This is a genomic window from Variovorax sp. P4_D9 (assembly GCF_056401695.1).
Map to the genome: position 1 here is coordinate 1 of NZ_JBFUIU010000038.1, position 26,167 is coordinate 26,167.

The 26,167-nt window shown below is 68.9% G+C and carries 28 protein-coding genes and 4 pseudogenes; 18 read left to right on the top strand and 14 right to left on the bottom strand.

Annotation, left to right across the window (positions count from 1 at the left end):
• Positions 1-484: winged helix-turn-helix domain-containing protein (locus AC1DY5_RS06685; RefSeq protein WP_478109919.1), on the bottom strand; the 484-nt coding region annotated here is incomplete at its 3' end.
• A gap of 129 nt (positions 485-613) precedes the next feature.
• Here AC1DY5_RS06685 and AC1DY5_RS06690 point away from each other — a divergent pair.
• From AC1DY5_RS06690 to AC1DY5_RS06700, 3 genes are read left to right on the top strand one after another with little or no spacing between them, the layout of a single operon-like run.
• Positions 614-1,363, top strand: coding sequence for an ABC transporter permease (locus tag AC1DY5_RS06690; RefSeq protein WP_478109921.1), 750 nt, complete (start codon positions 614-616; stop codon positions 1,361-1,363).
• Positions 1,360-2,076 carry an ATP-binding cassette domain-containing protein gene (locus AC1DY5_RS06695; RefSeq protein ID WP_478109923.1) on the top strand — a complete coding sequence of 239 codons (717 nt, stop codon included), beginning with the start codon at positions 1,360-1,362 and terminating at the stop codon, positions 2,074-2,076. The genes AC1DY5_RS06690 and AC1DY5_RS06695 overlap by 4 nt, the downstream gene beginning before the upstream one ends.
• A gap of 23 nt (positions 2,077-2,099) precedes the next feature.
• On the top strand, positions 2,100-2,918 hold the full coding sequence (locus AC1DY5_RS06700) for an ABC transporter substrate-binding protein (RefSeq protein WP_478109984.1): 819 nt from the start codon (positions 2,100-2,102) through the stop codon (positions 2,916-2,918).
• Positions 2,919-2,956: 38 nt separating this feature from the next.
• Here AC1DY5_RS06700 and AC1DY5_RS06705 read toward each other — a convergent pair whose 3' ends face one another.
• Entirely contained in the window at positions 2,957-3,157 is a 201-nt protein-coding gene (locus tag AC1DY5_RS06705) for a hypothetical protein (RefSeq protein WP_478109926.1), read from the bottom strand.
• A gap of 568 nt (positions 3,158-3,725) precedes the next feature.
• Between AC1DY5_RS06705 and AC1DY5_RS06710 the strand changes: the two genes are divergently transcribed.
• From AC1DY5_RS06710 to AC1DY5_RS06720, 3 genes and pseudogenes are all read left to right on the top strand, one after another.
• Complete coding sequence (locus AC1DY5_RS06710; protein WP_478109929.1) at positions 3,726-3,965, top strand: hypothetical protein; 240 nt, start codon at positions 3,726-3,728, stop codon at positions 3,963-3,965.
• A pseudogene (locus AC1DY5_RS06715) lies at positions 3,847-4,098 on the top strand (tripartite tricarboxylate transporter substrate-binding protein); the annotation flags it as partial. The gene AC1DY5_RS06710 and the pseudogene AC1DY5_RS06715, both read left to right, overlap by 119 nt.
• Before the next feature lie 124 nt (positions 4,099-4,222).
• A complete protein-coding gene (locus AC1DY5_RS06720; RefSeq protein ID WP_478109932.1) occupies positions 4,223-4,438 on the top strand; it encodes a hypothetical protein in 216 nt (71 codons plus the stop codon).
• Between the two features lie 91 nt (positions 4,439-4,529).
• Here the strand turns inward: AC1DY5_RS06720 and AC1DY5_RS06725 are convergent, their stop codons facing one another.
• The 5 genes and pseudogenes from AC1DY5_RS06725 to AC1DY5_RS06745 form a co-directional block, all read right to left on the bottom strand.
• Positions 4,530-5,330, bottom strand: coding sequence for a ParB N-terminal domain-containing protein (locus AC1DY5_RS06725; protein ID WP_478109935.1), 801 nt, complete (start codon positions 5,328-5,330; stop codon positions 4,530-4,532).
• A 36-nt stretch (positions 5,331-5,366) separates the two neighbouring features.
• The gene (locus AC1DY5_RS06730) at positions 5,367-6,419 is read right to left on the bottom strand and encodes a CaiB/BaiF CoA transferase family protein (RefSeq protein WP_478109937.1); all 1,053 of its coding nucleotides are present in this window, start codon (positions 6,417-6,419) and stop codon (positions 5,367-5,369) included.
• Complete coding sequence (locus AC1DY5_RS06735; protein ID WP_478109939.1) at positions 6,416-7,567, bottom strand: acyl-CoA dehydrogenase family protein; 1,152 nt, start codon at positions 7,565-7,567, stop codon at positions 6,416-6,418. The genes AC1DY5_RS06730 and AC1DY5_RS06735 overlap by 4 nt, the downstream gene beginning before the upstream one ends.
• A gap of 14 nt (positions 7,568-7,581) precedes the next feature.
• Positions 7,582-8,376, bottom strand: a complete 795-nt coding sequence (locus AC1DY5_RS06740) for an enoyl-CoA hydratase/isomerase family protein (RefSeq protein ID WP_478109941.1) — start codon at positions 8,374-8,376, stop codon at positions 7,582-7,584.
• Positions 8,377-8,379: 3 nt separating this feature from the next.
• Positions 8,380-8,565 (bottom strand): annotated as a pseudogene (locus tag AC1DY5_RS06745) (SDR family oxidoreductase); the annotation flags it as partial.
• Positions 8,566-8,701: 136 nt separating this feature from the next.
• On the opposite strand from AC1DY5_RS06745, the pseudogene AC1DY5_RS06750 reads away from it, so the two are divergent.
• The 3 genes and pseudogenes from AC1DY5_RS06750 to AC1DY5_RS06760 form a co-directional block, all read left to right on the top strand.
• Positions 8,702-9,623: pseudogene (locus AC1DY5_RS06750) on the top strand (class I adenylate-forming enzyme family protein); the annotation flags it as partial.
• A 43-nt stretch (positions 9,624-9,666) separates the two neighbouring features.
• Positions 9,667-9,891 (top strand): annotated as a pseudogene (locus AC1DY5_RS06755) (lipid-transfer protein); the annotation flags it as partial.
• Between the two features lie 173 nt (positions 9,892-10,064).
• The gene (locus AC1DY5_RS06760) at positions 10,065-11,129 is read left to right on the top strand and encodes an AraC family transcriptional regulator (RefSeq protein WP_478109943.1); all 1,065 of its coding nucleotides are present in this window, start codon (positions 10,065-10,067) and stop codon (positions 11,127-11,129) included.
• Position 11,130: 1 nt separating this feature from the next.
• Here the strand turns inward: AC1DY5_RS06760 and AC1DY5_RS06765 are convergent, their stop codons facing one another.
• Complete coding sequence (locus AC1DY5_RS06765; RefSeq protein ID WP_478109945.1) at positions 11,131-11,598, bottom strand: winged helix-turn-helix transcriptional regulator; 468 nt, start codon at positions 11,596-11,598, stop codon at positions 11,131-11,133.
• Between the two features lie 129 nt (positions 11,599-11,727).
• Between AC1DY5_RS06765 and AC1DY5_RS06770 the strand changes: the two genes are divergently transcribed.
• Together AC1DY5_RS06770 and AC1DY5_RS06775 are read left to right on the top strand one after the other, a co-directional pair.
• Positions 11,728-13,038, top strand: a complete 1,311-nt coding sequence (locus AC1DY5_RS06770; protein WP_478109949.1) for a D-amino acid dehydrogenase — start codon at positions 11,728-11,730, stop codon at positions 13,036-13,038.
• Between the two features lie 88 nt (positions 13,039-13,126).
• The gene (locus AC1DY5_RS06775) at positions 13,127-13,504 is read left to right on the top strand and encodes a nuclear transport factor 2 family protein (RefSeq protein ID WP_478109953.1); all 378 of its coding nucleotides are present in this window, start codon (positions 13,127-13,129) and stop codon (positions 13,502-13,504) included.
• Between the two features lie 9 nt (positions 13,505-13,513).
• Here AC1DY5_RS06775 and modC read toward each other — a convergent pair whose 3' ends face one another.
• From modC to modA, 3 genes are read right to left on the bottom strand one after another with little or no spacing between them, the layout of a single operon-like run.
• Entirely contained in the window at positions 13,514-14,614 is a 1,101-nt protein-coding gene (gene modC / locus AC1DY5_RS06780) for a molybdenum ABC transporter ATP-binding protein (protein ID WP_478109955.1), read from the bottom strand.
• Complete coding sequence (gene modB / locus AC1DY5_RS06785) at positions 14,611-15,288, bottom strand: molybdate ABC transporter permease subunit (RefSeq protein WP_478109986.1); 678 nt, start codon at positions 15,286-15,288, stop codon at positions 14,611-14,613. The genes modC and modB overlap by 4 nt, the downstream gene beginning before the upstream one ends.
• A 16-nt stretch (positions 15,289-15,304) precedes the next feature.
• On the bottom strand, positions 15,305-16,066 hold the full coding sequence (gene modA / locus AC1DY5_RS06790) for a molybdate ABC transporter substrate-binding protein (protein ID WP_478109957.1): 762 nt from the start codon (positions 16,064-16,066) through the stop codon (positions 15,305-15,307).
• 75 nt (positions 16,067-16,141) lie between these two features.
• Here modA and AC1DY5_RS06795 point away from each other — a divergent pair, with 75 nt between their 5' ends.
• Positions 16,142-16,945 carry a TOBE domain-containing protein gene (locus tag AC1DY5_RS06795; protein WP_478109959.1) on the top strand — a complete coding sequence of 268 codons (804 nt, stop codon included), beginning with the start codon at positions 16,142-16,144 and terminating at the stop codon, positions 16,943-16,945.
• Between the two features lie 7 nt (positions 16,946-16,952).
• Here AC1DY5_RS06795 and AC1DY5_RS06800 read toward each other — a convergent pair whose 3' ends face one another.
• The 3 genes from AC1DY5_RS06800 to AC1DY5_RS06810 all read right to left on the bottom strand — a co-directional run bounded on the left by AC1DY5_RS06800 (position 16,953) and on the right by AC1DY5_RS06810 (position 19,696).
• On the bottom strand, positions 16,953-17,279 hold the full coding sequence (locus AC1DY5_RS06800) for a thioredoxin family protein (protein ID WP_478109961.1): 327 nt from the start codon (positions 17,277-17,279) through the stop codon (positions 16,953-16,955).
• A 43-nt stretch (positions 17,280-17,322) separates the two neighbouring features.
• Positions 17,323-18,492 carry an ABC transporter substrate-binding protein gene (locus AC1DY5_RS06805; RefSeq protein WP_478109963.1) on the bottom strand — a complete coding sequence of 390 codons (1,170 nt, stop codon included), beginning with the start codon at positions 18,490-18,492 and terminating at the stop codon, positions 17,323-17,325.
• Positions 18,493-18,574: 82 nt separating this feature from the next.
• Positions 18,575-19,696 carry a helix-turn-helix domain-containing protein gene (locus AC1DY5_RS06810; protein ID WP_478109965.1) on the bottom strand — a complete coding sequence of 374 codons (1,122 nt, stop codon included), beginning with the start codon at positions 19,694-19,696 and terminating at the stop codon, positions 18,575-18,577.
• Between the two features lie 179 nt (positions 19,697-19,875).
• Here AC1DY5_RS06810 and AC1DY5_RS06815 point away from each other — a divergent pair, with 179 nt between their 5' ends.
• From AC1DY5_RS06815 to AC1DY5_RS06840, 6 genes are all read left to right on the top strand, one after another.
• On the top strand, positions 19,876-20,370 hold the full coding sequence (locus tag AC1DY5_RS06815) for a (2Fe-2S)-binding protein (RefSeq protein ID WP_286526348.1): 495 nt from the start codon (positions 19,876-19,878) through the stop codon (positions 20,368-20,370).
• A 10-nt stretch (positions 20,371-20,380) separates the two neighbouring features.
• Entirely contained in the window at positions 20,381-22,825 is a 2,445-nt protein-coding gene (locus tag AC1DY5_RS06820) for a xanthine dehydrogenase family protein molybdopterin-binding subunit (RefSeq protein WP_478109969.1), read from the top strand.
• A gap of 20 nt (positions 22,826-22,845) precedes the next feature.
• On the top strand, positions 22,846-23,637 hold the full coding sequence (locus tag AC1DY5_RS06825) for an FAD binding domain-containing protein (protein ID WP_478109973.1): 792 nt from the start codon (positions 22,846-22,848) through the stop codon (positions 23,635-23,637).
• A 9-nt stretch (positions 23,638-23,646) separates the two neighbouring features.
• Positions 23,647-24,576 (top strand): AAA family ATPase, encoded by a 930-nt coding sequence (locus AC1DY5_RS06830; RefSeq protein ID WP_478109977.1) that lies wholly within the window; start codon positions 23,647-23,649, stop codon positions 24,574-24,576.
• Positions 24,573-25,778: a vWA domain-containing protein gene (locus tag AC1DY5_RS06835; protein ID WP_478109980.1), complete on the top strand. Its 1,206-nt coding sequence runs from the start codon at positions 24,573-24,575 to the stop codon at positions 25,776-25,778. Before AC1DY5_RS06830 ends, AC1DY5_RS06835 begins: the two co-directional genes overlap by 4 nt.
• 36 nt (positions 25,779-25,814) lie before the next feature.
• Positions 25,815-26,167, top strand: a 353-nt coding sequence (locus AC1DY5_RS06840; protein ID WP_478109982.1) for a CoxG family protein, incomplete at its 3' end; no start/stop codon positions are given.

Here is a 26,167-nt window from a genome sequence, read left to right on the forward strand (position 1 = left end):
GGTTCAGCGCGCTGATCGCATCGACGCTGCCGGTGAAGCGGATGTCGAGCTGGAGCCTCGCCGTGGCCGCGGCGTGCGCCCGCAGCAGCACCAGCGCATCGTCATGGCTGGCGTGCAGGCTCAGCACATGCGTGCTGTCGTCGAAGGCGAGCGCAAAGGCGCGCTCGAGGTCCGCATGCAGCGCCTCGATCTGCGGCGCCAGCCGGGCCTGGGCCTGGCGTTCGGCCCACAGCAGCTTGTCGCCGAACTCGGACAGCTGGGCTGAGCGGCCTTGATCGCCGGTCACCAGCGGATGGCCCAGCGTCTGTTCCCAGCGCTTGAGCTCGCCCCAGACGTGGCGGTACGAATAGCCCACGGCGCGCGCGGCGGCCGAGATCGACCCGTGCTCACGCACCGCGTGCAGCAACTCCATCAGCGGGTTGTGGATCAGCGTGCGGCCCTGGCGGCGCGGAGCGATGGCGTAGGAGAGTTCGATCTGTTGCACGGGGGCGGCGAAAGGGGAGGGGGCGCCGGGGGAGATTATGCAGAGCGTGTTCGTGGCCTATGAAAGACATTGCATAGGTCGACGGTGCCGGCCTGACCATACTTCGGCGCTCCCCGACCAACGCGCCCCATGAACACCTTCGCCGACAGCGCCGCTGCCGCCTGGCAGCTTCTCGTCTCCGCCGATCCCCTGCTGCTCTCGATCGTCGGGCGCTCGCTGGCGGTCAGCGCGACGGCCTGCCTGCTGGCCTGCGGTTTCGGACTGCTGCTGGGGGCCTGGCTGGCGGTGGCCCGATTCCCCGGGCGCGGCCTGCTGCTGACCTTGCTCAACACGCTGCTGGCGCTGCCCTCGGTGGTGGTGGGCCTGGTGATCTACCTGCTGCTGTCGCGCTCGGGCCCGCTGGGCTTCCTGGGCTGGCTGTTCTCTTTCAAGGCGATGGTGCTGGCGCAAACCATCCTCGTGCTGCCGGTGGTCACGGCGCTGACGCGGCAGGCGATCGAGGATGCCGATCGCGCCCATGGCGAGCAGCTGCGCTCGCTCGGCGCCGGCAGCTTCGCGCGCGCCCTGCTGCTGGTGGCCGACGAGCGCTACGCGCTGGTCACCGTGGTGATCGCGGCTTTCGGCCGCGCCGTATCGGAGGTCGGCGCCGTGATGATCGTCGGCGGCAACATCGACGGCTTCACGCGCGTGATGACCACCGCCATCGCGCTGGAAACCAGCAAGGGCGATCTGCCGCTGGCGCTGGCGCTCGGGCTGCTGCTGCTGGCCGTGGTGCTGCTGCTGAACCTGGCGATCGCGGCCTTGCGCGCCTGGCGCGAACGGGTCGATGGCGCGGCCGTCGATGCCATGCGCGCCCGGGCGCTGGAGGCCGTGCAATGAGCCGCCACACCGTGCCGGCGGTGGGCTCGCCGCTGTTCAGCCTGCACGGGGTCGGGTTGCGCTTCGGCCAGGTGCAAGCGCTGGCCGCCGTCAACTTGGAGATCGCAGCGGGCGAGCGCGTGGCCTTGATCGGTGCCAACGGCAGCGGGAAGAGCAGCCTGTTACGCTTGCTGCACGGGCTGCTTCCACATTCCTCGGGCGTCTTCATGAGCCGCGTGCCGCCGAACGGGCAGGCCATGCTGTTCCAGCGGCCGCACATGCTGCGCGCCAGCGTCCGCAACAACGTCGCCCTGGCGCTGTGGCTGCAAGGCGCGCCGTGGCGCAATGCGCAGCGCGAGGCTGGGGTCGCGCTCGGAAGAGTCGGGTTGGCCGGGCTGGCCGGCCGCAACGCGCGCACGCTGTCGGGCGGCCAGCAGCAGCGCATGGCGCTCGCACGGGCCTGGGCGCTGCATCCGGACGTGCTGCTGCTCGACGAGCCCACCGCCAGCCTGGACCCCACTGCCAAGCGCGAGGTCGAGGCCTTGATCGCCGAGGCCGGGCAGGGCCGCACACTGGTCTTCGCGAGCCACAACCTGGGTCAGGTCAAGCGGCTCGCGAGCCGCGTCGTCTACCTCGAGCACGGCCGGGTGGTGGCCGACCTGCCGGTCCACGATTTCTTCCGTGGGCCGCTGCCCGAGGAAGCCCGTCTGTTTGTCAAAGGAGAACTGGTATGACCTTGTTCGGCCTGCCCAGGGTCATGAAGTGCTCGCTCGGTGCGCTGGTGCTTGCGGCGGGCGCGCTGGCCGCCCACGCCGAGACCCTCACCATGGCCTCGACCACGTCCACCGAGCAGTCGGGCCTGTTCGCGCACCTGCTGCCGGCCTTCAAGCAGGCCAGCGGCATCGACGTCAAGGTGGTGGCGGTCGGCACCGGCCAGGCGATCGACATGGCCAGGCGCGGCGATGCCGACGTGCTCTTCGTGCACGACACCGCGGCCGAAGAGAAGTTCGTCGCCGAGGGCTTCGCCGACAAGCGTTTTCCGGTCATGTACAACGACTTCGTGCTGGTCGGCCCCAAGGGCGACCCGGCCGGCGTCAAGGGCCAGGACATCGAGGCCGCATTGAAGAAGATCGCGGCCGCCAACGCGCCTTTCGTTTCGCGCGGCGACAAGAGCGGCACCGACGCGRCCGAGCGCCGGTTGTGGTCGCAGACCGGGATCGCCGAGGCGGGCCAGCCGCTGCCGAACGACAAGAAGGGGTCGGGCTACAAGGAGTGCGGCTGCGGCATGGGGCCGGCGCTCAACATCGCGGCCTCGAGCGGCGCCTATGTGCTGGCCGATCGCGGCACCTGGCTCAGCTTCAAGAACCGGGCCGGCCTCGCGGTGCTGGTGGAAGGCGACAAGCGCCTGTTTAACCAGTACGGCGTGATGGTGGTGAGTCCGAACAGGTTCCCGAAGCTCAACAGCGCGGGGGCGCAGAAGTTCGTTGACTGGGTGATCTCGCCGGTCGGCCAGTCGACCATCGCGGCCTACAGGATCGGTGGCGAGCAGCTGTTCTTCCCGAACGCCACGCGCTGAGATGCTGCGGGCATCAGCTGCTGTCGGCCCATACGGAGCTATTTGTATCGACGATCTCCGTCGGCAATGAGCATTTGCCTCGCGCGGCGCGCGGGATGGTCTCCGACCGGATCGTCGTCTTCGTCGTCATCGCCGGGGCCAGCGAGGCGATCCGGAGTGAGCTCCATTCGAGCATGAAACGCGCTGAGATGAAGCCGCAGGTTTGGTTCGAAGTCGGGCTGGGGCATCGCGAGCGGCATGGTGGATTCTCCTGTTGCCTTATGGGAACAAGGTATGCCCGTGGCAAGCAGCCGACGTAGGAGTGCGGGCAGTGCGAAGCGACTCGACGGCGGATTCGAGGCTTCCTTGAGTCCTACGAAATCGCGTCCTTGTGCGCTATGTCGTACACCGCTTGGCGCCAAATGGCTTGTTCCACCATCGCGGCGAGCGAGCCGGATCTATTGGTGGTCGGAGTTCGTGAAATACGGCCTCTTTTCCGACCACACGACACACCCCGGATCGCTCGCACGCTTGCAGTGTTGTTACATGACCCAGCGTAGAGCGCCGCGACCCTGCACACAGTTCCATCATGCGTTGGGTCGTTGCCTGATTGAACTCCTGGCCACGGAACGAGTCCCAAGTGCAGCAGTGACTGGCGCATCGCGCCAATTCCGCCGGCGAGGTTGTCCGCTGCGATGCCAACGGCATGAAGCCCTGAAGCTGGAGAGCGTGCACGTGGTGCTTGGCACTGGTCCTGTCGAGCCGCGGGTCGGCCGAAAGGACCAACACCCAGTCCTTGGCCCAAGCTTTCAACCGCCGCTCTTTGAAGTGCTGAGTGCATCCGCGGCGCAACCCATGATGTTCTTTGGCACGCCCAACGAGCTGATCCTGGCTCCACTGGCGATGAAGTTCGTCAAGTACAGGCCCGAGGACTTTCGCCTCGTGGCGCTTGCCTGTTCCGGCCCGATGCTTTTGCTGGCGCGCCCCGACCTGGGCTCGCGCTTCCGGCACGGAACTCACCTACGCCAGCACAGGCAACGGATCGGCCTCCCACCTCATGGGCGCTGACTTTGGGCAACGCGCCAAGCTGAGCATGGTCCACGTGCCTTACAAGGGTGCAATGCCGGCCATGCAAGACTTGGCCGGAAAGCAGGTCTGCCTGGTCTTCATTCCACTGGCGCCGACCTTCATTGCCATGATCGAAAAGGGCAATCTCAAGGCCATCGGCGTCGCCTCGACGGCGCGCACTCCCGCGCTGCAGCAGGCTGCAGGCCTTCAGCGAGAGCAAGTCGATGAGGGACTTCGAACTCACCGCTTGGCTCGGCATGTTCGTGGGCAAGTCGGTGCCGGTCGCGCTGGCAGAACGCATCGGCGCCGCCGTCAACGAGGCGACGCGTTCGCCGGAAGCGGCCAAGGTGCTGGAGGCCACCGGCATGGCGCCGGAGACGGCGCTAGATCTGGACGCCGCGCAGGCCTACTTCGACTCCGAGATCGCGCGGTTTCGCAACATCGCTTCGGCCATCAAATTGGAATTGCGCTGACCACGCTGAATGACCCTGGACCCGGGCTCCCGGACTGCGGAAGCTCGGCAGCGCATACCTGTCGTTGGCGGCGTGAACCACTGAAATCGCGTCAGGCCTCGGCCGCCAGCAGTGCGTGCAGCGAGGAGACCTGCCGACGCAGGTCTTCATTCTCAGCCGTGAGTTCGGCGACGCGCTGCGTCAGTCGTTCGACGGCGTCCGCTGCGTCCGGGGTTTCGGTCTTCGCAGGGTCCACGCGCGCCGGGCGTTTGGCTTCCCGCACCCGCTTGGCCGCCTGCTTGAGTTCGTCCTTGCCGCCGTGGGCGGCGGCGATCTGCTCTTCGGCCGGTAGGGTCGCCACTGCCGCCGCGGCGTTGATCGAGATCGTGCCCGACTTGACCGCGGCCACCAACTCGGGCGCTGCCTGCTTCTGGATCTTCTCGATCATCACGACCTGGCTGCTGCTGAGGCGCGCCGCCTTGGCGATCGCTTCGCGGCTGTTCAGCGGCGCGGTCGGCGGCAGCGCGGGATCGGTATCGAAGGGCGGATCGTCGGCGCTGTCGGCCGGCGCCGCGGACGCTCGGGCCTGCCGTCCGGCGACGATGTCCTTCTTGCGCAAGGCCAGCACGCCGCGCAGGAAGTCCGACACGCTGCGCCGGCCCAGGTGCTGGTCGATCATCCACAGGTGCACATCCTCGAGGGTCTTGAAGCGCGTGTTCTGCACCGTCTGGAACGGCAGGCCGTGCTTCTGGCAGATGCCGTAGCGGTTGTGGCCGTCGACCAGCACATCGCCCCACAACACCAGCGCATCGCGGCAGCCATCGGCGAGGATGCTGCGCTCCAGTGATTCATATTCCTCCGCCGTCAACGGGTCGATATAGGATTTCAGGTCTTCGTTGACGACGATGTTCATGGAGCGCGATGCGGATGCGGGACAAGGGGCGCGATTCTAGCGATCGGAACCCTTCGCCAACGGCAGGAAGCGCGGCGCGGCCCTCGCTTGCACCCCGCCGCCCGGGCCGGCCGTGTAGATGCCGCGCGCCATGTTGTGCGGGTGGACCGCGGCTTCCGCTAGGCTCAGCACCGGCGCGAAGCAGGCATCGCTGCCTTCAAGCAGCGCGCACCAGTGGTCGCGCGGCCGGCTCGCGAACAGCGCGGTGAAGCGCGCCTTGAGAGCCGGCCAATCGGCCCGCTCGTACTGCCGGGCCGGATCGACGTTCGCGAGCCCGAGCTTGTCCAGCAGCAGCGCATAGAACTGCGGCTCGAGTGCACCGAGAGTGATGAAGCCGCCATCGGCGCAGGCATAAACGTCGTAGAAGGGCGAGTCGTGGAACAGGCTGGACAGCGAGCCGCCGAGCTGGCCGCCGGCATGCGCCCACTGGGCGATTCCGCCCAACATGGCGAGCACGTCGACGATGGCGCCGTCGACCACGCGTCCGCGTCCGCTGCTGCGCGCATCGACCAGCGCGCAGGCGATGCCGAAGGCCAGGCCGAGCGCACCGCCGGCGTCGCCGATCACGGTCGGCGGCACGATCGGCCGCTCGCCGCGGTGCGCCGACAGCGACAGCAGCCCGGTCAGCGCCACGTAGTTCAGGTCGTGCCCGGAGGCCTGGGCCAGCGGACCACTCTGGCCCCATCCGGTCATGCGGCCGTAGACCAGCTTCGGATTGCGCGCCGCGCAGTTGGCAGGACCGAGTTGCAGCCGCTCCATGACCCCCGGCCGGTTGCCTTCGATCAATGCGTCCGCCGCGCCGACCAGCGCCATCGCCTCGGCCCGGCCGTCGGCCTGCTTCAGGTCCAGCGTGACGACCGTCTTGCCGCGGCGCAGCGCCTTTTCGTCGTCGTCTTCGTTGCGGCCCATGARCTGGTTGATCGCGCCGGGCTGGGGCCGCGCGATCACGGTCACTTCGGCGCCCATGCCCGCCAGCATCAGGCCGGCCAGCGGCCCGGGTCCGATCCCTTCGAACTCGACGATGCGGACTCCCGCGAGCGGCGCCTTCATGCGCCCAGCTTTCGTGCGATCAGGTCCTTCATGATCTCGCTGGTGCCGCCGTAGATGCGCTGGATGCGGGCGTCGGCATAGAGCCGGGCGATCGGGTATTCGACCATGTAGCCATAGCCGCCGAACAGCTGCAGGCATTCGTCGGTGACCTTGCCCTGCTGCTCGGTGCACCACCACTTGGCCATGTAGGCGGCCTCGGGGTCGAGGGTGCCGTCGATCAGGCGCTGGATGCAGTCGTTGACGAAGCTGCGCACCACGTGCGCGAGGGTCGCGCACTCGGCCAGCTTGAAGCGCGTGTTCTGGAAGTCGAACACGGTCTGGCCGAAGGCCTTGCGCTGCTGCGTGTAGGCGACCGTCAGCGCGACCGCGCGCTCGATCACCGCCGCGGCCGGTACGCACAGGAACAGGCGCTCATAAGGCAGCTGGCTCATCAGCTGGACGAAGCCGTTGCCTTCCTTCTCACCCAGCAGGTGGTCGGCCGGCACGCGCGCGCCATCGAAGAACAGCTCTGCCGTGTCCGACGCGTGCTGGCCCAGCTTTTCCAGCCTGCGGCCGACCCGGAAGCCCGGCAGGTCCTCGGTCTCGAGCACCAGCAGCGAGACGCCGCGGCTGCCGGCGTCGCCGGTGCGCACCGCGACCACCAGCAGGTTGGCGGTGAAGCCGTTGGTGATGAAGGTCTTGCCGCCATCGATCACATACGCGTCGCCGTCGCGCCGAGCCCGCGTGCGCAGTGCCTTCAGGTCCGAGCCGCAGCCGGGTTCGGTCAGCGCGATGCCGGCCAGCATCTCGCCGCTCGCGAGCCTGGGCAGCCAGCGCTGTTTCTGCGCCTCGGTGCCGTAGTCGAGGATGTAGTGCGCGGCCAGGTTGTGGACCCCGGTGTTGGCGGGAATCTCGGCCTTGGCGAGCTCGTCCTGCACCACCAGCTGATAGGCCAGCGAGGCGCCCGCGCCGCCGTAGGCTTCATCCAGTTCGGGCAGCAAGAAGCCCAGCCGTCCGAACGGGCGCCAGACCTCGCGCGGGATGTAGCCCTGGCGGCGCCAGCCGTCCAGCTGCGGCGACAACTCGGCGGCGATGTAGCGCCGCACCTGGTCGCGAAAGGTCTCGATGTCTTCGTCCATCCACGGATGGCGCAGGAGTTGGGGCAGCATGTGTGGGTAAGTGCTCAGTTGCGTGTGCCGGTCCGGGCCAGGAAGCGCGCGCAGGCGTCGTTGAAGAAATCGCCGGCGACATGCCGGCGCTGGGCCGTGCATTCATCGGCGAGTTGTTGTGCGAGGCTATTGGCGGGCGCCGCATCGACCAGCCGCCGCGTGTCGCGCAGCGCGGCGGCCGAAGCGCCGCCCAGGCGCCGGGCCAGGGCGAAGGCCTGCGCCTGCAGCGCTTCGTCGGCGACGCTGCGCCAGATCAGGCCCCAGTGCTCGGCCTGCGCCGCGTCGATCCGCTCGCCGGTCAGCGCGATGCCCAGCGCCCGGCTGCGGCCGAGCAGCCGCGCCAGCATCCAGGTGGCGCCGAGGTCGGGCACCGCTCCGAGCTGCGGCACCTGGGGCACGAGGAAATAGGTCGAGTGCGCGGCCAGCACGATGTCGGCCGCCAGCGCGATGCCGACCGCGCCGCCCACGCAGGCGCCGTTGACCGCCGCCACCACCGGCACCGGACATTCGGCGATGGCCAGGGTCAGCGGATTGCCGACCTCTTCCATGTAGCCGCCGATTTCGGCCTGCGCATGCGGGCCGCCGCCGGCCAGCACTTCGCCGAACCAGCCGATGTCGCCGCCGGCCGAGAAGGCCCGGCCAGCGCCGGTCAGCAGCACGGCGCGCGTGCGGCTGTCGGAGGTGCAGGCCTGCAGCGCTGCCGCGAGCTCGACCATCAGACCCGGCGAAAGCGCATTGAGCGCCTGAGGGCGGTCGAGCGTGAGGGTCGCGACGCCGTCCTGCAGCGCGCTGCGCACGGTGGTGGTCATCTGCTAGATCCCGGTCAGGCCGCCACTGCACATCAGCGTCTGGCCGCTCACGTAATCGGACTCGGGGATGCACAGCAGGTAGACCGCGCCGGCGGCCTCGTCGGGCGTGCCGCCGCGGCCCAGCGGGATGCTGCTCTCCATCGCCGCCATCAGCTCGGGGTTGACGCCGACCTTGATGTCGCGGCCGTCGGGAGACACAGCCCATGTACATGACCCAAGGACTGCATCGCGCGATGCAGCAGCATCCGGATCGCGTTGCCGGCGAGGTCCTCGCCGCGGCGCAAGACGTCGGCAATCGGGGCGGCCTCGGCCAGCAGGGCCTCGTAGCAACCTGTGCAGCTCCGGCATGGCCCTGCGCTCGGAGGGCCTGGCCGAGCCCGGCGCCATCTACCTGCACTGCGCGCCAATGTTCCATCTGGCGGACATGGGCCTGTCGATGCCGCACTGGATCGATGATCCAGATGCTGGTCGACCATCCAGCCATGAAGAAGCCGCGCGACCTGGGCGCGCTGCGCACCATCGCCTATGGCGCCTCGCCGATCTCGGAGGCCGTGCTCGAGCGCGCGATGGCCGCGCTGCCGGGCGTGGGCTTCGTGCAGGCCTACGGCATGACCGAGCTGTCCCCGCTGGCGACCCTCAACCCGGCGTCGTACCACACGGCCGAAGGGCGCCGGCTCGGCAAGCTGCGCTCCGCCGGCCGGGCCAGCCACTGCACCGAAGTCCGCATCGTCGATCCGCAGGGCCGGGAAGTGCCGCGGGGCACGGTCGGCGAAGTGGTGGTGCGCGGCCCCAACGTGATGCAGGGCTACTGGAACCAGCCGGCATTGACGGCCGCCGCCCTGCGCGACGGCTGGATGCACACCGGCGACGGTGCCTGGATGGACGACGACGGCTTCATCTTCATCGCCGACCGGCTCAAGGACATGATCATCACCGGCGGCGAGAACGTCTATTCGGCGGAAGTCGAGAACGCCCTCGCCCAGCACCCGGCGGTCGCCGCCTGCGCGGTCATCGGCATCCCGAGCGACGAGTGGGGCGAGAGCGTGCACGCGGTGGTCGTGCGCCACCCGCAGCACGAGCTCGCGGCCGAGGCGCTGATGGCCCACTGCCGGCCCCTGATCGCGGGCTACAAGTGCCCGCGCAGCGTGGACTTCGTCGAAGCGCTGCCGCTGTCGGGCGCCGGCAAGGTGCTCAAGACGAAGCTGCGCGAACCCTTCTGGCGGAACCGCGAACGCACCGTGGCCTGAGCGCCGCACCCCTCTTCTCTCTTCGACAACCAAGGAATCCTCCATGAGCCAAGACGTCTTTGTCGCCGGGGTCGGCATGATCCCCTTCACCAAGCCCGGGGCCGGCGAGCCCTATCCGCAGATGGCCGCGAAAGCCACCCGGCAGGCGCTCGCCGATGCCGGCATCGGCTACGAGCAGGTGCAGCAGGCCTACGTCGGCTATGTCTACGGCGACTCCACCGCGGGCCAGAACGCGCTCTACGAGGTCGGCCTGAGCGGCATCCCGATCCGTCGGCACCAGCAGCAGGTGGCTGACGCGGTCGCGCTCCAGCGTGTCGAGCACCAGCTCGGGACTGAAGGCCGCCACGATGGCGTGCGTGTTGCCTTCGCCTTCCGACCGCGGGAATCCGAGGCCTTGTTCGATCTGGGGGTCATGGTAGAAACCGGCGGCCGTTCGGGCGATTGCGCTTCGCCTCGAACCGATGGCAAAAGACCTCAACCCTCCGCCCGCCCACCTCCGATGCTGCGTCCGCCGGTCACGATCTCGATCGCCTTCGTCAAGGGCATGGTGGCCGGGGTGAGCGCGCGCGGCCATGCCTGCGATCCGTTGCTGGCCGAGGCCGGCATTCCGCCGGCCTTGCTGCACGAGCCCGGCGCCCGCTGACCGCCGACCAGTACGGGGCCCTGTTCGGCCTGCTGATCGCGCGCTTCGACGACGAGTGCCTCGGCTTCCTGTCCCGGCCGATCCGGCGCGGCAGCCTGGCGCTCATGACCCGCTGCGCGATCGATGCACCGAACCTGGAGGCAGCGGCGCGCCGCGTCGCCCATGTCTTTCGCCTGCTGCAGGACGATGTGCTGCTCGAGCTCGTGCGCGATGGCGCGCTCGCCGGCGTGGCGCTTCGCGTGACGGGTACGGCGGCCGCAGGCCCGGCCTTCCTGCATGAACTGCTGCTGCGGGTCGTCTGGCGCTTGCTGGCCTGGCTAGCGGGCGGCGTCCTGCCAGCCGCGCGATTCGATTTCGCCTTCGAATGCCCGGCCTACGCCGACAGCTACGGCAAGGTGTTTCCGGCGCCGCTGCGCTTCGGCTGCACGCAGTCGGCGTTCTGGTTCGACGCCGCGCAGCTATGCAAGCCGGTGCGCCGCGACCAGGCTGCGCTGCGTGCCTTCCTGGCCAGCGCCCAGGTGCAGATCATCGTGCCGAGGCGCGCCAACGAGCTGTGCAGTGCGCGCGTGCGCGGCCACCTGCAGCACACCCAGCCCGCCTGGCCCGACCTGGCCGCGACCGCCGAAGCCCTGCACATTTCGACCTCGACGCTGCAACGGCGCCTGGCCGGTGAAGGCACCTCGTTCCAGTCACTGAAGGACGAGCTTCGGCGCGACACGGCGATCGAGCGGCTGATCACCAGCAGCGTGCCGCTCGCGACACTGGCCTTCGAACTCGGCTTCGCCGACAGCGCGGCCTTCCAGCGCGCCTTCAAGGTCTGGACCGGCAGCGCGCCCGGCGCCTATCGCCGGACCGGGCCCTGAATCAGCGGTCCATCGGCAGGTAGAGGCTTTCCTTGATTTCCTCCATCACGACGTAGCTGTTCGACTCGGCCGGAACCGGCAGCTTCTTGAGCAGGTCGCCGAGCAGGTTGCGGTAGTCGCTCATGGCGCGCAGGCGGGCTTTCACGAGGTAGTCGAAGCCGCCCGACACCAGGTGGCATTCCATCACCTCGGGCACATGCATCAGCTCCTGGCGCACCTTGTCGAAGACATCGGCCGACTTCGACGACAGCGTGATCTCGACGAACACCAGCAGCGTCTTGCCGAGCGCCTGCGGATCGATGCGCGCGTGGTAGCCGGTGATCACGCCTTCGCGCTCCATGCGCCGAACGCGCTCGGAACACGGCGAGGTCGAGAGGCCGATCTGCTCGGCCAGCTCGGTCATCGAGATGCGTCCCTGGCGCTGCAGGATGTCGAGGATTTTCCGGTCGGTGCGGTCGAGATCGGTCATTTCACTCCTTGGGCCCGGTTGCGGGCGTATTGACAGCAAGAATCACTGTGAAGCGGCATTATTTCAGTGGAGTTTATCGAGGATCAATTAATAACATTGACTCCTTTCCTGCACCGATGGAGTTCTGCGATGAAAGTGATCGTTTTGGGCGGCGGCGTGATCGGCGTGACCACCGCGTACTACCTGGCGCGCGGCGGCGCCGAGGTGACCCTGATCGATCGCCAGGGAGGCCCGGCGCAGGAAACCAGCTTTGCCAACGCCGGCCAGGTGTCGCCCGGCTATTCCACGCCGTGGGCCGCGCCCGGCATTCCGCTCAAGGCCTTGAAGTGGATGTTCCAGAAGCACGCGCCGCTCGCGATCCGGCCGGACGGCTCGCTGTTCCAGCTGCGCTGGATGGCGCAGATGCTGAAGAACTGCTCGCCCGAGCGCTATGCCCTCAACAAGGAGCGCATGATGCGCGTCGCCGAGTACAGCCGCGACTGCCTGCGTGCGCTGCGCGCCGACACCGGCATCCACTACGAGCAGCGCACCCAGGGCACGCTGCAGCTGTTCCGCACCCAGGCCCAGCTCGACGCCGTGCAGCGCGACCTGGCGGTGCTCGAAGAATGCGGCGTGCCCTACAGCCTGCTCGACCGCAGCCGGCTGGCGACCGTCGAGCCGGCGCTGGCCCGTAGCGGCGACCTGCTGGCCGGTGGCCTGCACCTGCCGAACGACGAGACTGGCGACTGCAACCTGTTCACCCAGGGCCTGGCCGCGATCGCCCGCGGGCTCGGCGTCGACTTCCGCTTTCACCAGTCGGTCGATGGCCTGCTCACCGAAGGCGGCCGCATCACCGGCGTGCGACTCGGCGGCGCCACCAGCGAAGTGCTCACCGCCGACCGCTACGTCCTGGCGTTCGGCAGCTATTCGCGCGAGTTCATCGCGCCGCTGGGGCTCGACATCCCGGTCTATCCGGTCAAGGGCTATTCGCTCACGGTGCCGCTGGTCGATCCCTCGCTGGCACCGCAGTCCAYGGTACTCGACGAGACCTACAAGGTGGCGGTCACGCGTTTCGACGACCGCATCCGGGTCGGCGGCATGGCCGAGCTCGGCGGCTTCGACCTGCGCCTCAATCCGCGCCGGCGCGAGACGCTGGAGCGCGTCATCACCGACTTGTTCCCCTGCGGCGACCTGCCGCGCGCGAGCTTCTGGACCGGTCTGCGGCCGATGACGCCCGACAGCACGCCAATCGTAGGGCCGACGGCCTACGGCAACCTGTTCCTCAATACCGGCCACGGCACGCTCGGCTGGACCATGGCCTGCGGCTCGGGCAAGCTGGTGGCCGATCAAGTGATGGGGCGGCGCCCGGACATCCGCACCGACGGCTTGTCGGTCGACCGCTACAGCGCGCCGGGCAAGCTGCGGCCAAGCAGCGCGAGGCCGGTCGGCGCGGCGGCTTGACCTCCCAGGTCATCGACCCGCGGCGGTTCCGCGGCGACCATGGATCCACCCCGCGATGTTGCGGGTCGTGAATCTCAAAGGAGTCGCCATGAACACCGCCACCATCGATGCCGCCCGCGTGGCCGCGCACTACATCGCCGTCTGGAACGAGACCGACGCCGAGCGCCGGCTGAAGCTGCTCGAAACCCATTGGACCGACGACGCGCGCTACGTCGATCCTCTGATGCAGGCAAGTGGCCGCACCGCGATCAGCGCCCTAGTCGGCGGCGTGCACCAGCGCTATCCGGGCTTTCGCTTCGCGCTCAAGGGCCAGCCCGACGCGCATGGCGACCAGCTGCGCTTCTCGTGGACCCTGGGGCCGAGCGGGGCCGAGGACCTGATCGAGGGCACCGATTTCGCGCAGCTCGAAGCCGGCCGGCTGCAGTCGGTCACCGGCTTCCTGGACAAGGTGCCGGCCGGGGCCTGAAGACGCCGCTCACTCGACGATCGCCACGCCCTTGACCTGCGCGTGCACGGGCATGCCGACCGAGAGCCCGAGCAGGTCGGCCGACTTGCGCGTGACGCGGGCCAGCATCCGCATGCCGCCGACGTCGAGGCCGACCATCCGCTGCGCCGGGCCGTCGTCGGCCAGGTCGGCGATGGTCGCCGGCAGGATGTTGAGCACGCTGGTGCCGGCCTGGGGCTGCAGCGTCAGGCTGACGTCGCGCGCCTGGACGCGCACGCGCACCCGCTGGCCCACGCGGACGCCGCCATGCGGCAGGCTCAGCGTGCCGCCCGCGAAGGCGACCTGGACCAGGCCGTAGGCGGAGTCGACGTCCATGACAACGGCCTCGATCACCGCACCGGCGGCATCGCCATGCGCCATCGGAAGGTCGAGCCGGGTCATCAGTTCATGGGTGGGGCCGCTGGCGACGACGCGCCCGGCCTCGATCAGCACCAGGTGATCGGCCAACCGCGCCACTTCGTCGGGAGCGTGGCTCACGTAGAGCACCGGAATGTCCAGTTCGGCGTGCAGGCGCTCGAGGTAGGGCATGACTTCGCGCTTGCGCTGCAGGTCGAGCGAGGCCAGCGGCTCGTCCATCAGCAGCAGCTTCGGGCTGGTGGCCAGCGCGCGCGCGATGCCGACGCGCTGGCGTTCGCCGCCCGACAGCGTTTCCGGGCGCCGCGCGAGCAGCGAGCCGATGCCGAGCAGTTCCACCGCCTGGTCCAGCGCCACGCGGCGCAGCGCCGGCGCGATCCGCTTCATGCCGAATTCGAGATTGCGCCGGACGTCGAGATGCGAGAACAGCCGGCTCTCCTGGAACACGTAGCCGAGCGGCCGCCGGTGGGTGGGCAGGAAGATGGCGCGAGCGTCGGCGCGCTCGTCCTGCCAAACCTCGCCATTGATCGAGACGAAGGCGCCGGTCGCGCGCTGCAGCCCGGCAATGGCGCGCAGGCAGGTGGTCTTGCCGCAGCCCGAGGGGCCCGAGAGCGCGGTCACGCCGCGTGCCGGCAGGGCCAGGTCGACGTCGAGCGTGAAGGCCGCGTACGCGACCTTGAGCCGCGCGTTGACGCCATGCTGCGTCGTGCCTCTCATCGACGCCGCCCGGTCGGATTCAGCGCATACAGCGCCAGCAGCACCAGGAACGAGAACACCACCATCCCGGCTGCGAGCCAGTGGGCCTGCATATATTCGAGTGCCTCGACATGGTCGTAGATCTGTACCGAGATCACGCGCGTCTTGTCGGGGATGTTGCCGCCGATCATCAGCACCACGCCGAACTCGCCGACCGTGTGGGCGAAACCCATGACGATGGCCGTGAGGTAGCCCGGCCGGGCCAGCGGCAGCACGACGCTGAAGAAGGTGTCCAGCGGCGAGGCCCGCAGCGTCGCCGCGGCTTCGAGCGCGGGCTCGCCGATGGTCTCGAAGGCGTTCTGGATCGGCTGCACCACGAAGGGCATCGAATAGATGACCGAGCCGACCACCAGGCCCGCGAAGGTGAACGGCAGCAGGCCGATGCCGAGCCACTGGGTCAGCTGGCCGATCGGGCCCTGCGGCCCCATCGACACCAGGAAGTAGAAGCCCAGCACCGAGGGCGGCAGCACCAGCGGCAACGCCACCATGGCGCCGATCGGCCCCTTCCAGGCCGAGCGCGTGCGCGCCAGCCACCACGCCAGCGGCGTCCCAAGCAGCAGCAGGATCAGCGTCGTGGCCGTCGCCAGCTTGAGCGTGAGGGTCACGGCGCCGAGGTCGGCGGAGGTCGGCATGATGGGCCTCTGCCTTCGATCAGACCTCGTAGCCGAAGGAGCGGATCACGGCCCTGGCGGCGTCCGACTTGAGGTACTCCATCAGCGCGGCGGCCGCGGCATTGTCCTTGGCGCGGATTAGCCGCACCGCGTCCTGGCGGATCGGGCTGTGCAGCTCGGCCGGCACGATCCAGGCCGAACCGCTCTTGAGCTTGCCGCCTTCCCAGACCTGCGACAGCGCCACGAAGCCGAGTTCGGCGTTGCCGGTCGAGATGAAGCTGAAGGTCTGGCCGATGCTTTCGCCCTGCACGAACTTCGGTTCGAGCCGGGCCAGCAGGCCGAGCCGCGTGAGGGTTTCGACCGCGGCCGCGCCGTAGGGCGCCAGCTTGGGTGCCGCCAGCGCGAGGTGGGCGAACTTGCCGCTGCGCAGCACTTCGCCGCTGGCGTCGACCAGGTCGGCATTCGCCGACCACAGCACCAGCTTGCCGGTGGCATAGGTGAAGCGGCTGCCGGCGACGGTGGCGCCTTCCTTGTCGAGGCGGGCCGGGGTCTCGTCATCGGCCGCGAGAAAGACGTCGAAGGGTGCACCGCCCTGGATCTGGGCGTAGAACTTGCCGGTCGCACCGGACGACAGCACCGCCTTGTGCCCGGACGCCTTTTCGAACTCGGCGGCAATCACCTTCATCGGGCCGAAGAAGTTGGCCGCGACCGCGACCTGCACTTCGGCTGCCTGGCTGCAGAGCGAGAAGAAGAGGGCGGCAAGGCCGGCGGCCATCAGGCGGGGCGAAGGTCGAAGTTGCATGGCGTTGGGTGGCTGCTGTCAGCGCTATTCATCAAAGGAATAGCGCTAGTGTAGGGCAGCGGCACAATGCCGCCCATGGCAAGAGCAAGAGCACAAGCAAAGGCGACGACGACGGCTTCCCCTCGCTTCGGCGACGCGCTCGGTCACGGCATGAGCGACAAGCGCATCGAGATCCTTCGCGGCATCGGCCGCACCGGCAGCATTTCGCAGGCCGCGCGCGACGCCGGCATCAGCTACAAGGCGGCCTGGCAGGCGGTGGCCACGCTGACCAACCTGGCCGGCGTGCCGCTGGTCGAGCGCGCGGTCGGCGGCGCCGGTGGCGGCGGCGCTTCGCTGACGGCGCACGGCGTGCAGTTGCTCGAGCTGGCGGATGCGCTGGAGGCTGCGCGACGGGCCGTGCAGACGCGGGCCGAAGCCGCGGGCGCGCTGGGTGCCGGCGCCGGCACGGCCGTGGCGCGGTTGGCGATTCGCACCAGCATGCGCAACCAGTTGCCGGCCACCGTCGAGGCAGTCGAGGCGACGGGCCGGATCGTGCGGGTGCGCATGGTGCTGGGCAGCACGCAGCGCCTTTCGGCCCGTATCACGCTGGAGAGCGCGGAACTGCTCGGCCTGGCCGAAGGCATGGGAGTGATCGCGCTCTGCAAGGCCACGGCGGTGCGGGTCGAGCGGCTATCGCCCGAGCGTCGCGCCAAGGGCAATCAACTCGGCGGCGTGGCCGTCGGCGTCGCGCGCGGCGCCGACGGTGACGAGATTTCGGTGGCGCTCGAAGGCGGCTTGCAACTGGTCGGCTTTGCGCCCAGCGGCAGCGGGCTGCGCGTGCGTCAGCGCGTGATGGCGGTGGTCGACGAAGCGGCCGTGGTGGTCGCGCTGCCCGGATGAGTGGCGCTCAGGCGGTGGTGCCCAGCCGGGTCAGTTCCTGCCGGATCAGTTCCGCGTTGCCGGGCCGCACCAGCCGCCCGATCTCCTGGCCGTCGCGCATGAAGACCAGCGTCGGCCACAGCTTGATCTTGAACGAGCGGCCCAATGGGCGCCCGCTGCCGTCCTCGACCTTCAGGTGCCGGAGTGCGGGTGCGTCGGCCAGTGCTTCGGCCAGCAGCGGCTGGGCCGCCTTGCAGAAGCCGCACCAGTCGGTGCCGAACTCGACCAGCGTGGGACCCGACAGCGCGTCGACATCGGCGCGCGAAGGCGCAACGGTTGAATAGCTTGAAATCATCACGCGATTCTGCGTGAGCCGAGCGAATGCTGCTCGCTGGAACTTAGCTGATCAGCCGGCCATTCGAGCTGATGACCGCCACGTCCACGAACTGGTTGCCTTCACGGTTGCCGCGGCCGTAATTGATCTTGACGCCGCCGAGGTCGTAGGCCTCGATGTGCTCGAGGCCGGCGATCAGGCCGGCGCGCGTCGGCGACGGGCCGGCGCGGCGCAGGCCTTCGGCCAGCACGCAGGCGTCCATGTAGCCCTCGAGGCTCGGCAGCGAGAACTCCTTGTTGCCGCTGGCCAGCATGTCGGCCTGGTAGCGCCGCACGATCTCGTACTTGGTCGCGAAGGGCGAGGGCACGACGATCGCGAAGCCCAGTCCGTGCGCCAGGTCGCCCATGGCGCCGAGCGCGCTGGCCGTGATCGACAGGCCGTAGGCGTTGCTCTTGCCTCCGGCCTTGCGCAGCGCGCGGACGAAGGCCGGCGCGGTGCCCGCCAAGCCGATGATGACGATCTGCGGTGCGGCCGCGGCGATCTTCGCGGCGGCCGGATCGACGTCCATGCTGGTCGTGCCCGGCGTGCTCGCGATCACCGCCGGCTCGAGCTTGGCCTTGGCCAGCGCCGCCTTGAACCCCGCCAGCAGTGACTGGCCGAGCGGATCCTCCGAGTAGACGATGCCGATGCGCGATTGGCCGAGCACGGCCGCGGTGGCGATCAGGCGGTCGAGCTCCTGGTCGTAGTTGGCGCGCACCCAGAAGGCGTTCGGCGCCGCCTTCTTGCGCAGCGAGACGGTGCCGGTGTTGGGTCCGACCACGGCCATGGCGGGAACCGCGTCGATGATCTCGGCGGTCTGCCGCGTGCCCAGCGGGTGCACCATGGCCAGCACCGAGCTGTCGGCGCCGAAGGCGAGGGCGTTGGACTTGGCGATGTCGGGCTTGAACTGGTCGTCGGCCATGACCAGCTCGACCTTCGTGCCGTTGATGCCGCCGGCGCGGTTCAGCGCGTTGATGTAGGCCGACGAGCCCATGAACAGGCCGATGCCGTTGGCCTTCTCGACGCTGCTGTTGTCGAAGGAGGCGCCGACGCGGATCGTCCGGGCCTGGGCGAACACCGGCAGGCCGAAGCCGGCAGCGACCCCGAGGCCCGCGGCGCCGGCGATCCGGGTGATGGCCTGGCGCCGGGTGGGCTTCGACGGCAGGGAAAAGCAATTGGCCTCGGAATCGCGCATCGTCAACGTCCAATCAAGCCGCCGGGTCCGGCGCGCAGGTTTTAACAAACGCTGACAATAGCAACAAATTGTAAGAAAGTCACTAGCGCGGAGCTCGTCCGAGCTTTCGATACACGGTGGCACGGCTGATTCCGAGCATGCGTGCGGCTTCTGCCACATTTCCTCGAGCATCGTCCACGGCCTTGCGGATCAGAGCCGATTCGAGGTCGCGCAGCCGTGGCGGGCTGGACGTTGCGGTCGAAGCCGGCCTGGACAGCCGGGCCAGCCGCGGCCGGGCCTGGACCCGAAGGCCCGACCAGAGCGGAACCTCGAGCACCGCGTCGCCGCGTCGCGCGGCATCGATCAGCATCTGCGGCGGCAGCGCGAAGAGCTCGTTGCAGTGCAGCGCCGGCCGGCCGGCCAGCGGCTGGTGCAGCATGTGGCGCGCCGCGGCGTTGGCGCCGGCGACGTTGCCGTCGGCGTCGATGCACAGCAGGCCTTCGGTATCCGCGCCCGCGACGCTGCCTGGCCAGCCGATCTGCAGCAGCAGCTCGCACGGCTGGCTCAGCACCAGGGCGTTCTCGATGCGGCGGGCCGACGATGCGGCGAGATGGCGCAGCTCGGGCCGTTCGACCACCTGCACGCCGGTCAGGTCGAGCATGCCGATGCAATCACCCTGGGGACCGAAGAGCGGTGCGCCGGCGCAGCTGTAGATGCTGGTGTCGTCGAAGAAGTGCTCGCCGCGATGCAGCCAGACCGATTCGCGCTCGGCCAGCGCGGCGCCGATCGCGCTGGTGCCGACCGCGCGCTCCGACAGGTCGACCCCGACGCGGGCGATGTCGCGCGCATGCAGGGCGCCCGGGTCGCTGCCCGAGGGCAGGGCGCCGACATCGACCACGATGCCATCGGCGTCGGTCAGGATGGCGAAATAGCGGGTGTCCGCGATGGCCCGAGAGAGCCGCTCGAGCACCGGCCGCGCCGCCGTCACGAGCGCGCGGTTGCGCTGGGTCGCTCGCCGCATGGCCTGGGCAGAAACAGGATCGAAGCTGACGCGCTGCTGCGGCCGGTGCCCTGCCGCCAGGCAGCGCTGCCACGAGCGCACCAGCCACGGCTCGATGCGCGAGGGCTGGGGACCCGCGGCACGCTCGCCGTCGATCCATTGGCGGCGCGCCTGGGCGATGGAGAGGGAGCGCTCGGGCAAGGGCGAAGCGGAGTGTTGCGTCATCGTGTGGAAATCGGGCCTGAGGCGGAGCCTGTTCGAGGCTCGCCGAAGGGCGAGCTGTTTCATTTTGAGAATTTCAAGGACAACAGGCAAGCGCCTAGGGTTTTGCCTAGGATGGTGCCCCTTGCGCACGGCCAAGATTCAATCCGCCGATTCAGCCATTACCAATAACGGAGAACGCCATGCAGGTTCCTTTCACGGTCAACGGCCGCGAGGTCACGGTCGACGCCCCCCCGAACACCTTCCTCGTGCAAGCGATTCGCGAGCATCTCCACCTGACCGGCACGCACGTCGGCTGCGACACCGCGCAATGCGGCGCCTGCACGGTCCACGTCAACGGCCGTGCGGTCAAGTCGTGCAACGTGCTGGTCGCGCAGGTGGCCGGTGCCCAGATCACCACCATCGAGGGCATCGCGCAACCCGACGGCACCATGCACCCGATGCAGGCGGCCTTCAAGGAATGCCACGGCCTGCAATGCGGCTTCTGCACGCCGGGCATGGTCATGAGCGCCATCGACCTCTGCACCCACCACCCGAAGTCGAGCGAAACCGAGATCCGCGAATTGCTCGACGGCAACCTGTGCCGCTGCACCGGCTACCAGAACATCGTCAAGGCCGTGCAGATGGGTGGCGAGGCGATGTCCGCTGCGCCCGCCAAGACCACGGCCACGGCCTGAGGAGCACACCATGGGCGCACCCGACTTCGCAGGCCTGCCGCACATCGGCGAGGCTTTCAAGCGCAAGGAAGACTACCGTTTCCTGACTGGCGCCGGCCAGTACACCGACGACATCGACCTGGCCAACCAGGCCCACTGCATCTTCGTGCGCTCGCCGCACGCGCATGCGACGATCAAGTCGGTCGACATTGCCGCCGCATCGAAGATGCCCGGCGTGATCGGCATCTTCAGCGGCAAGGACATCGAGGGGAAGATGGGCGGCCTGCCCTGCGGCTGGCTCATCAACAATCCCGATGGCACGCCGATGAAGGAGCCGATGCACCCGATCCTCGCGATCAAGAAGGTGCGCTATGTCGGCGACCATGTCGCGATGGTGGTGGCCGAGACGGTCGAGCAGGCCAAGAACGCGGCCGAGGCGGTGGTGGTCGACTACGACGTGCATCCGCCGCTGGTCAGCGTCTCCGATGCCGCGAAGAAGCAGAGCGGCGTCACCATCCACGACGAGGCGCCCGACAACCAATGCTACAAGTGGGCGATCGGCGACAAGGCGGCGGTCGACGCCGCTTTCAAGAACGCGGCGCACGTCACCAAGCTCGACTTGGTCAACAACCGCCTGGTGCCCAATGCGCTGGAGCCGCGCGTCGCCATCGGCAGCTACAGTCGAGCCAACGAAGAGTACGTGCTCTATGTGTCGAACCAGAACCCGCACGTCGAGCGCCTGCTGATGACCGCCTTCGTGCTCGGGCTGCCCGAGCACAAGGTGCGCGTGATCGCACCCGACGTCGGCGGCGGCTTCGGCTCCAAGATCTATCTCTACGCCGAGGACGTGTGCCTGACCTGGGCCTCGAAGCAGCTCAACCGCAACATCAAGTGGACCGGCGAGCGCTCGGAGTCCTTCCTCTGCGACGCGCATGGCCGCGACCACGTCAGCCACGCCGAGATGGCAATGGATGCGCAGGGCAAGTTCCTCGCGCTGCGCGTGCACACCGATGCCAACCTCGGCGCGTACCTGTCGACCTTCTCGACGGCCATACCGACCATTCTTTACGCCACCCTGCTCGCGGGCCAGTACACGACGCCGCAGATCTACGTCGAGGTCGACGCCTGGTTCACCAACACCGCGCCAGTCGATGCCTACCGCGGGGCCGGCCGGCCCGAGGCCACCTACCTGCTCGAGCGGCTGGTGTCGCGCTGCGCCTGGGAAATGAACCTTGGCCAGGACGAGATCCGCAAGCGCAACTTCATCACCACCTTCCCCTACCAGACGCCGGTGGCGCTGCAATACGACACAGGCGATTTCCACGCCTGCATGACCAAGTCGCAGGCCTTGGCCGACGTCGCCGGCTTCGCTGCGCGCAGGTCGGCCAGCGAGGCGCAGGGCAAGCTGCGCGGCATCGGCTATTCGAGCTACATCGAGGCCTGCGGCATCGCGCCGTCGAACATCGCGGGTGCGCTCGGCGCGCGCGCCGGCCTGTTCGAGTGCGGCGAAATCCGCGTCCACCCGACCGGCAGCGTGACCGTGTTCACCGGCTCGCACAGCCACGGCCAGGGCCACGAGACGACCTTCGCGCAGGTGGTGGCGGCTCGGCTGGGCATCGCGGTCGAGGCGGTCGACGTGGTGCACGGCGACACCGGCCGCGTGCCCTTCGGCATGGGCACCTACGGCTCGCGCTCGATCTCGGTCGGCGGGGCGGCGATCATGAAGGCGCTCGACAAGATCGAGGCCAAGGCCAAGAAGATCGCGGCCCACCTGATGGAAGCGAGCGATGCCGACATCGAGTTCGCCAACGGCGAGTTCACTGTCAAGGGCACCGACAAGAAGATCCCCTTCGGCCAGGTGGCGCTGACCGCCTACGTGCCGCACAACTACCCGCTCGACAAACTGGAACCGGGCCTCAACGAAACCGCGTTCTACGACCCGACCAACTTCACCTTCCCGGGCGGCACCTACATCTGCGAAGTCGAGATCGACAAGCAGACCGGCGAAGTCAAGGTCGACCGCTTCACCGCCGTCGACGACTTTGGCACCATCATCAATCCGATGATCGTGGAAGGGCAGGTGCTCGGCGGGCTGGTGCAGGGGATTGGCCAGGCCCTGATGGAGAACTGCGTCTACGACAACGATACCGGGCAGCTGCTCACCGGCAGCTTCATGGACTACGCGATGCCGCGTGCCGAGGACTTCCCGATGTTCAAGCTCGACACCGTATGCACGCCCTGCACCCACAACCCGCTGGGCACCAAGGGCTGCGGCGAGGCCGGCGCCATCGGTTCGCCGCCGGCCGTGATCAACGCGGTGCTCGACGCGCTGGCGCCGCTGGGCGTCAAGGACTTCGACATGCCGGCGTCGCCGCACCGCGTCTGGGAGGCCATGCGCAAGGGCAGCACCACGGCGACCCAGCAGCCGCAGCAGCCGTCGCTCGCCGCCAGCACCCAAGGCCGGCCCGCTCCCTGAACACCCGGAAGGAAATCACCATGTACGCCTTCACCCTCGAACGCCCCACCAGCCTGGCCGATGCGGTCAAGCTCGCCGAAGCCGGCGCCAAGCCGCTGGCCGGCGGCCAGACCCTGCTGGCTTCCATGAAGCTGCGGCTGTCCGCGCCCGATCAACTCGCCGACCTCGGCGGCGTCAAGGAACTCACCGGCATCAGCAAGTCCGGCGATGCCTTCGTGATCGGCGCCATGTCGCGCCACCTCGACGTCGCCAACAACGCCGAGATCAAGGCCGCCTACCCGGCGCTCGCCGACCTGGCCTCGCGCATCGGCGACCGGCAGGTGCGCGCCATGGGCACGCTGGGTGGCTCGGTCGCCAATAACGACCCTGCCGCCTGCTATCCCAGCGCGGTGCTGGGCTCGGGCGCCACCGTCATCACCAGCAAGCGCGAGATCGCGGCCGACGATTTCTTCCTGGGCCTGTTCACCACCGCGCTGGAAGATGGCGAACTGATCAAGGCGATCCGCTTCCCGATCCCGCAGCGGGCCGCCTACGTCAAGCTGCGCCAGAAGGCCTCCAACTTTCCGCTGGTCGGCGTCTTCCTCGCGCAGTACGCGAGCGGCGTTCGGGTGGCGGTGACGGGTGCCGGCAACGGTGTGTTCCGCCACAAGGGCCTCGAGGACGCGCTCAACAAGGCCTTTACGCCCGAGTCCGCGGCGGGCGTCAAAATCGACGCCACCGATCTCAACAGCGACCTGCATGCCTCGGCCGAGTACCGGGCCAACCTGATCTCGGTATTGACGCAGCGCGCCGTCGCTCAGGCGCTCGGCTAAGCTCCTGAGATGACCGACACCACGCCTGCAACGACCTCGCCGTTCCCCTCCATCGACGCGGTCGTGCAGGCGCTGCAAGGCGTCGGCTACTACGCCGATCGACGGCTGGCGACCGCGGTGTTCCTGGCGCTCAAGCTCCAGCGCCCCTTGCTGCTCGAGGGTGAGCCGGGAGTCGGCAAGACCGAACTGGCAAAGGCGCTTTCGGCCGCGCTCGGCCGCGAACTGCTGCGCCTGCAGTGCTACGACGGCCTCGAGCAGCGCGAGGCGCTCTACGAATGGAACTACGCGGCGCAGCTGCTGCACATGCGCGCCGCCGAGGCCCATGGCGCTTCGAGCGACGTCGAGTCCGAGGTCTACCAGCCGCGCTACCTGATCCGCCGGCCGCTGCTGCAGGCGCTGCAGGCGCCGCCCCCCGGCGCGGTGCTGCTGGTCGACGAGGTCGACCGCGCCGACGAGCCCTTCGAGGCCTTCCTGCTTGAATACCTCGGCGAATACCAGGTCAGCATCCCGGAGCTTGGCACGGTGCGGGCGCTGGTGCCGCCGGTCACGCTGCTCACCAGCAACCGCACGCGCGAGCTCAACGATGCGGTCAAGCGTCGCTGCCTCTATCACTGGCTCAACTATCCGGAGCGCGAGCGCGAGCTCGCCATCGTGCGGGCCCAGGTGCCCGAAGCCGGCGCCGTGCTGTCGGAGCAGGTCGCGGCCTTCGTCGGCCGGCTGCGGACGGCCCCTTTCGCCAGTGCCTTCCAGCGTGCGCCGGGCATTGCCGAAAGCGTCGAATGGGCCAAGGCGCTGATCGCGCTCGACACCGTCGAACTCGACCCCGAGGTGGTGGTCGATACCGCGGGCATCCTGTTCAAGCAGCGCGACGACGTCGCAGCGCTGACGCGCGAGCTGGCCTCCGACCTGCTCAAGCCCGAGGAGGAGGCCGCGCCTTGACCGAGCGCGTGCAGCAGCTCGGCGATGCCCGCCGCGGCAAGCTGGCCGGCAATCTGGCGGGCTTCGGGCGTGCATTGCGGCGTGCCGGCGTGCGCACCGACGCCATGCGCATCGGGCTGGCGGCCGAGGCCGCGATGCTGGTCGGCGTCGACAGCCGCATCGACCTGGCGGCCGCGATGGAAGCCGTGATGATCAGCCGCGAAGAAGACCGGATGGTGTTCCGCGAGCTCTTCGACGCCTGGTTCCGCGACCCCGAGCTGGCCAACAAGCTGCTGGCCCAGATGCTGCCGAGCGCCGAAGGCAAGGCCGAGCCCTCGAAGCGCCGGCCGCGGGTGCGCGAAGCCCTGGCGGCTCCGCGCGATGTGGTCAAGCCGGCGCAGACCGAGCGCGAGATCGACTTCGACGCCGCGATGACCGCCAGCGATCGGCTGCGGGTCCACCATGCCGACTTCAACGCCCTCGGCGCCGCCGAATACCGGCTGGTTGAGCGGCTGGCGCGCGACATCGCGCTGCCGGTTCCGACCCTGCCTTCGCGGCGGCTGCGGGTCGCCGGCGACGGCGGCGTGCATTCGCGCATGCATTGGCCCGGCGTGCTGCACGAGGCTGCGCGCACCGGCGGCGAAATGCTGCGGCTGCCGAAGCTCTCGCGCCGCCGCCAGCCGCTGCCGCTGCTGGTGCTGGTCGACGTCTCGGGTTCGATGGAGCGCTATGCGCGCCTGCTGCTGGCCTTCCTGCATGCGTCGACGCGGCGCGCGGGCCGGCGCGACGTGTTCGCCTTCGGCACCCATCTGACCGACCTGACGCCGGCCTTCCGCATCGCCGATACCGATGCGATGCTGGCCGCGGCCGGTGCCGCGATCGACGATTTCGCCGGCGGCACGCGCTTCGGCGAATCGCTGGCGCAGCTGCGCCATCGCCATGCGCGCCGCCTGACCGGTCGCCGCACGCTTGTGCTCGTGATCAGCGACGGCCTCGACACCGGCGAGCCCGAGGCGCTGGAACGCGAGCTGCTCTGGCTCAAGCGCCATTCGCGCCGGCTGCTGTGGCTCAATCCGCTGCTGCGCTACGAGGGCTATGCGCCGCTGGCGCGCGGCGCGGCGGTGCTGCACCGCCATGCAGACGCGATGCTGGCGGTTCACAATCTCAGTGCCCTCGAACAACTGGCTGCCAGCCTGGCGGCGCTGATGCGCGCCGGCCGCTAAAGCCGCGACCCTACCAACGACCACAAGGAATCCACCATGGAAATGCTCGGTAACCGCCGCCTAGGCGTCACGCAGCAACAGGCCTGGGACGCGCTCAACGATCCCGAGACGCTGAAGAAATGCATCCCCGGCTGCGACCGCTTCGAGCTCACCGGCGACAACCAGTACACGGTCGGCCTGGCGCTCAAGATCGGCCCGGTGTCGGCCAAGTTCGCCGGCAAGGTGACGCTGGCCGACATCGAGGCGCCTGACAGCTATAAGCTGTCCTTCGAGGGCCAGGGTGGGGTGGCCGGCTTCGCCAAGGGGTCGTCGAGCGTGTCGTTGAAGCCGGTCGCCGATGGCGGCGAGGGCTGCGAGCTCGACTATACGGTGCAGGCCCAGGTCGGCGG

Coding starts and splice junctions, on each gene's coding strand:
- AC1DY5_RS06720 (WP_478109932.1), top strand. CDS start 4,223: ATGTTCGTGGGCAAGTCGGTGCCGGTCGCGCTGGCAGAACGCATCGGC.
- AC1DY5_RS06690 (WP_478109921.1), top strand. CDS start 614: ATGAACACCTTCGCCGACAGCGCCGCTGCCGCCTGGCAGCTTCTCGTC.
- AC1DY5_RS06820 (WP_478109969.1), top strand. CDS start 20,381: ATGGGCGCACCCGACTTCGCAGGCCTGCCGCACATCGGCGAGGCTTTC.
- AC1DY5_RS06705 (WP_478109926.1), bottom strand. CDS start 3,157: ATGCCGCTCGCGATGCCCCAGCCCGACTTCGAACCAAACCTGCGGCTT.
- AC1DY5_RS06740 (WP_478109941.1), bottom strand. CDS start 8,376: ATGACCACCACCGTGCGCAGCGCGCTGCAGGACGGCGTCGCGACCCTC.
- AC1DY5_RS06805 (WP_478109963.1), bottom strand. CDS start 18,492: ATGCGCGATTCCGAGGCCAATTGCTTTTCCCTGCCGTCGAAGCCCACC.
- AC1DY5_RS06825 (WP_478109973.1), top strand. CDS start 22,846: ATGTACGCCTTCACCCTCGAACGCCCCACCAGCCTGGCCGATGCGGTC.
- AC1DY5_RS06765 (WP_478109945.1), bottom strand. CDS start 11,598: ATGACCGATCTCGACCGCACCGACCGGAAAATCCTCGACATCCTGCAG.
- AC1DY5_RS06695 (WP_478109923.1), top strand. CDS start 1,360: ATGAGCCGCCACACCGTGCCGGCGGTGGGCTCGCCGCTGTTCAGCCTG.
- AC1DY5_RS06800 (WP_478109961.1), bottom strand. CDS start 17,279: ATGATTTCAAGCTATTCAACCGTTGCGCCTTCGCGCGCCGATGTCGAC.
- AC1DY5_RS06815 (WP_286526348.1), top strand. CDS start 19,876: ATGCAGGTTCCTTTCACGGTCAACGGCCGCGAGGTCACGGTCGACGCC.
- AC1DY5_RS06795 (WP_478109959.1), top strand. CDS start 16,142: ATGGCAAGAGCAAGAGCACAAGCAAAGGCGACGACGACGGCTTCCCCT.
- AC1DY5_RS06775 (WP_478109953.1), top strand. CDS start 13,127: ATGAACACCGCCACCATCGATGCCGCCCGCGTGGCCGCGCACTACATC.
- modA (WP_478109957.1), bottom strand. CDS start 16,066: ATGCAACTTCGACCTTCGCCCCGCCTGATGGCCGCCGGCCTTGCCGCC.
- AC1DY5_RS06810 (WP_478109965.1), bottom strand. CDS start 19,696: ATGACGCAACACTCCGCTTCGCCCTTGCCCGAGCGCTCCCTCTCCATC.
- AC1DY5_RS06830 (WP_478109977.1), top strand. CDS start 23,647: ATGACCGACACCACGCCTGCAACGACCTCGCCGTTCCCCTCCATCGAC.
- modC (WP_478109955.1), bottom strand. CDS start 14,614: ATGAGAGGCACGACGCAGCATGGCGTCAACGCGCGGCTCAAGGTCGCG.
- AC1DY5_RS06725 (WP_478109935.1), bottom strand. CDS start 5,330: ATGAACATCGTCGTCAACGAAGACCTGAAATCCTATATCGACCCGTTG.
- AC1DY5_RS06735 (WP_478109939.1), bottom strand. CDS start 7,567: ATGCTGCCCCAACTCCTGCGCCATCCGTGGATGGACGAAGACATCGAG.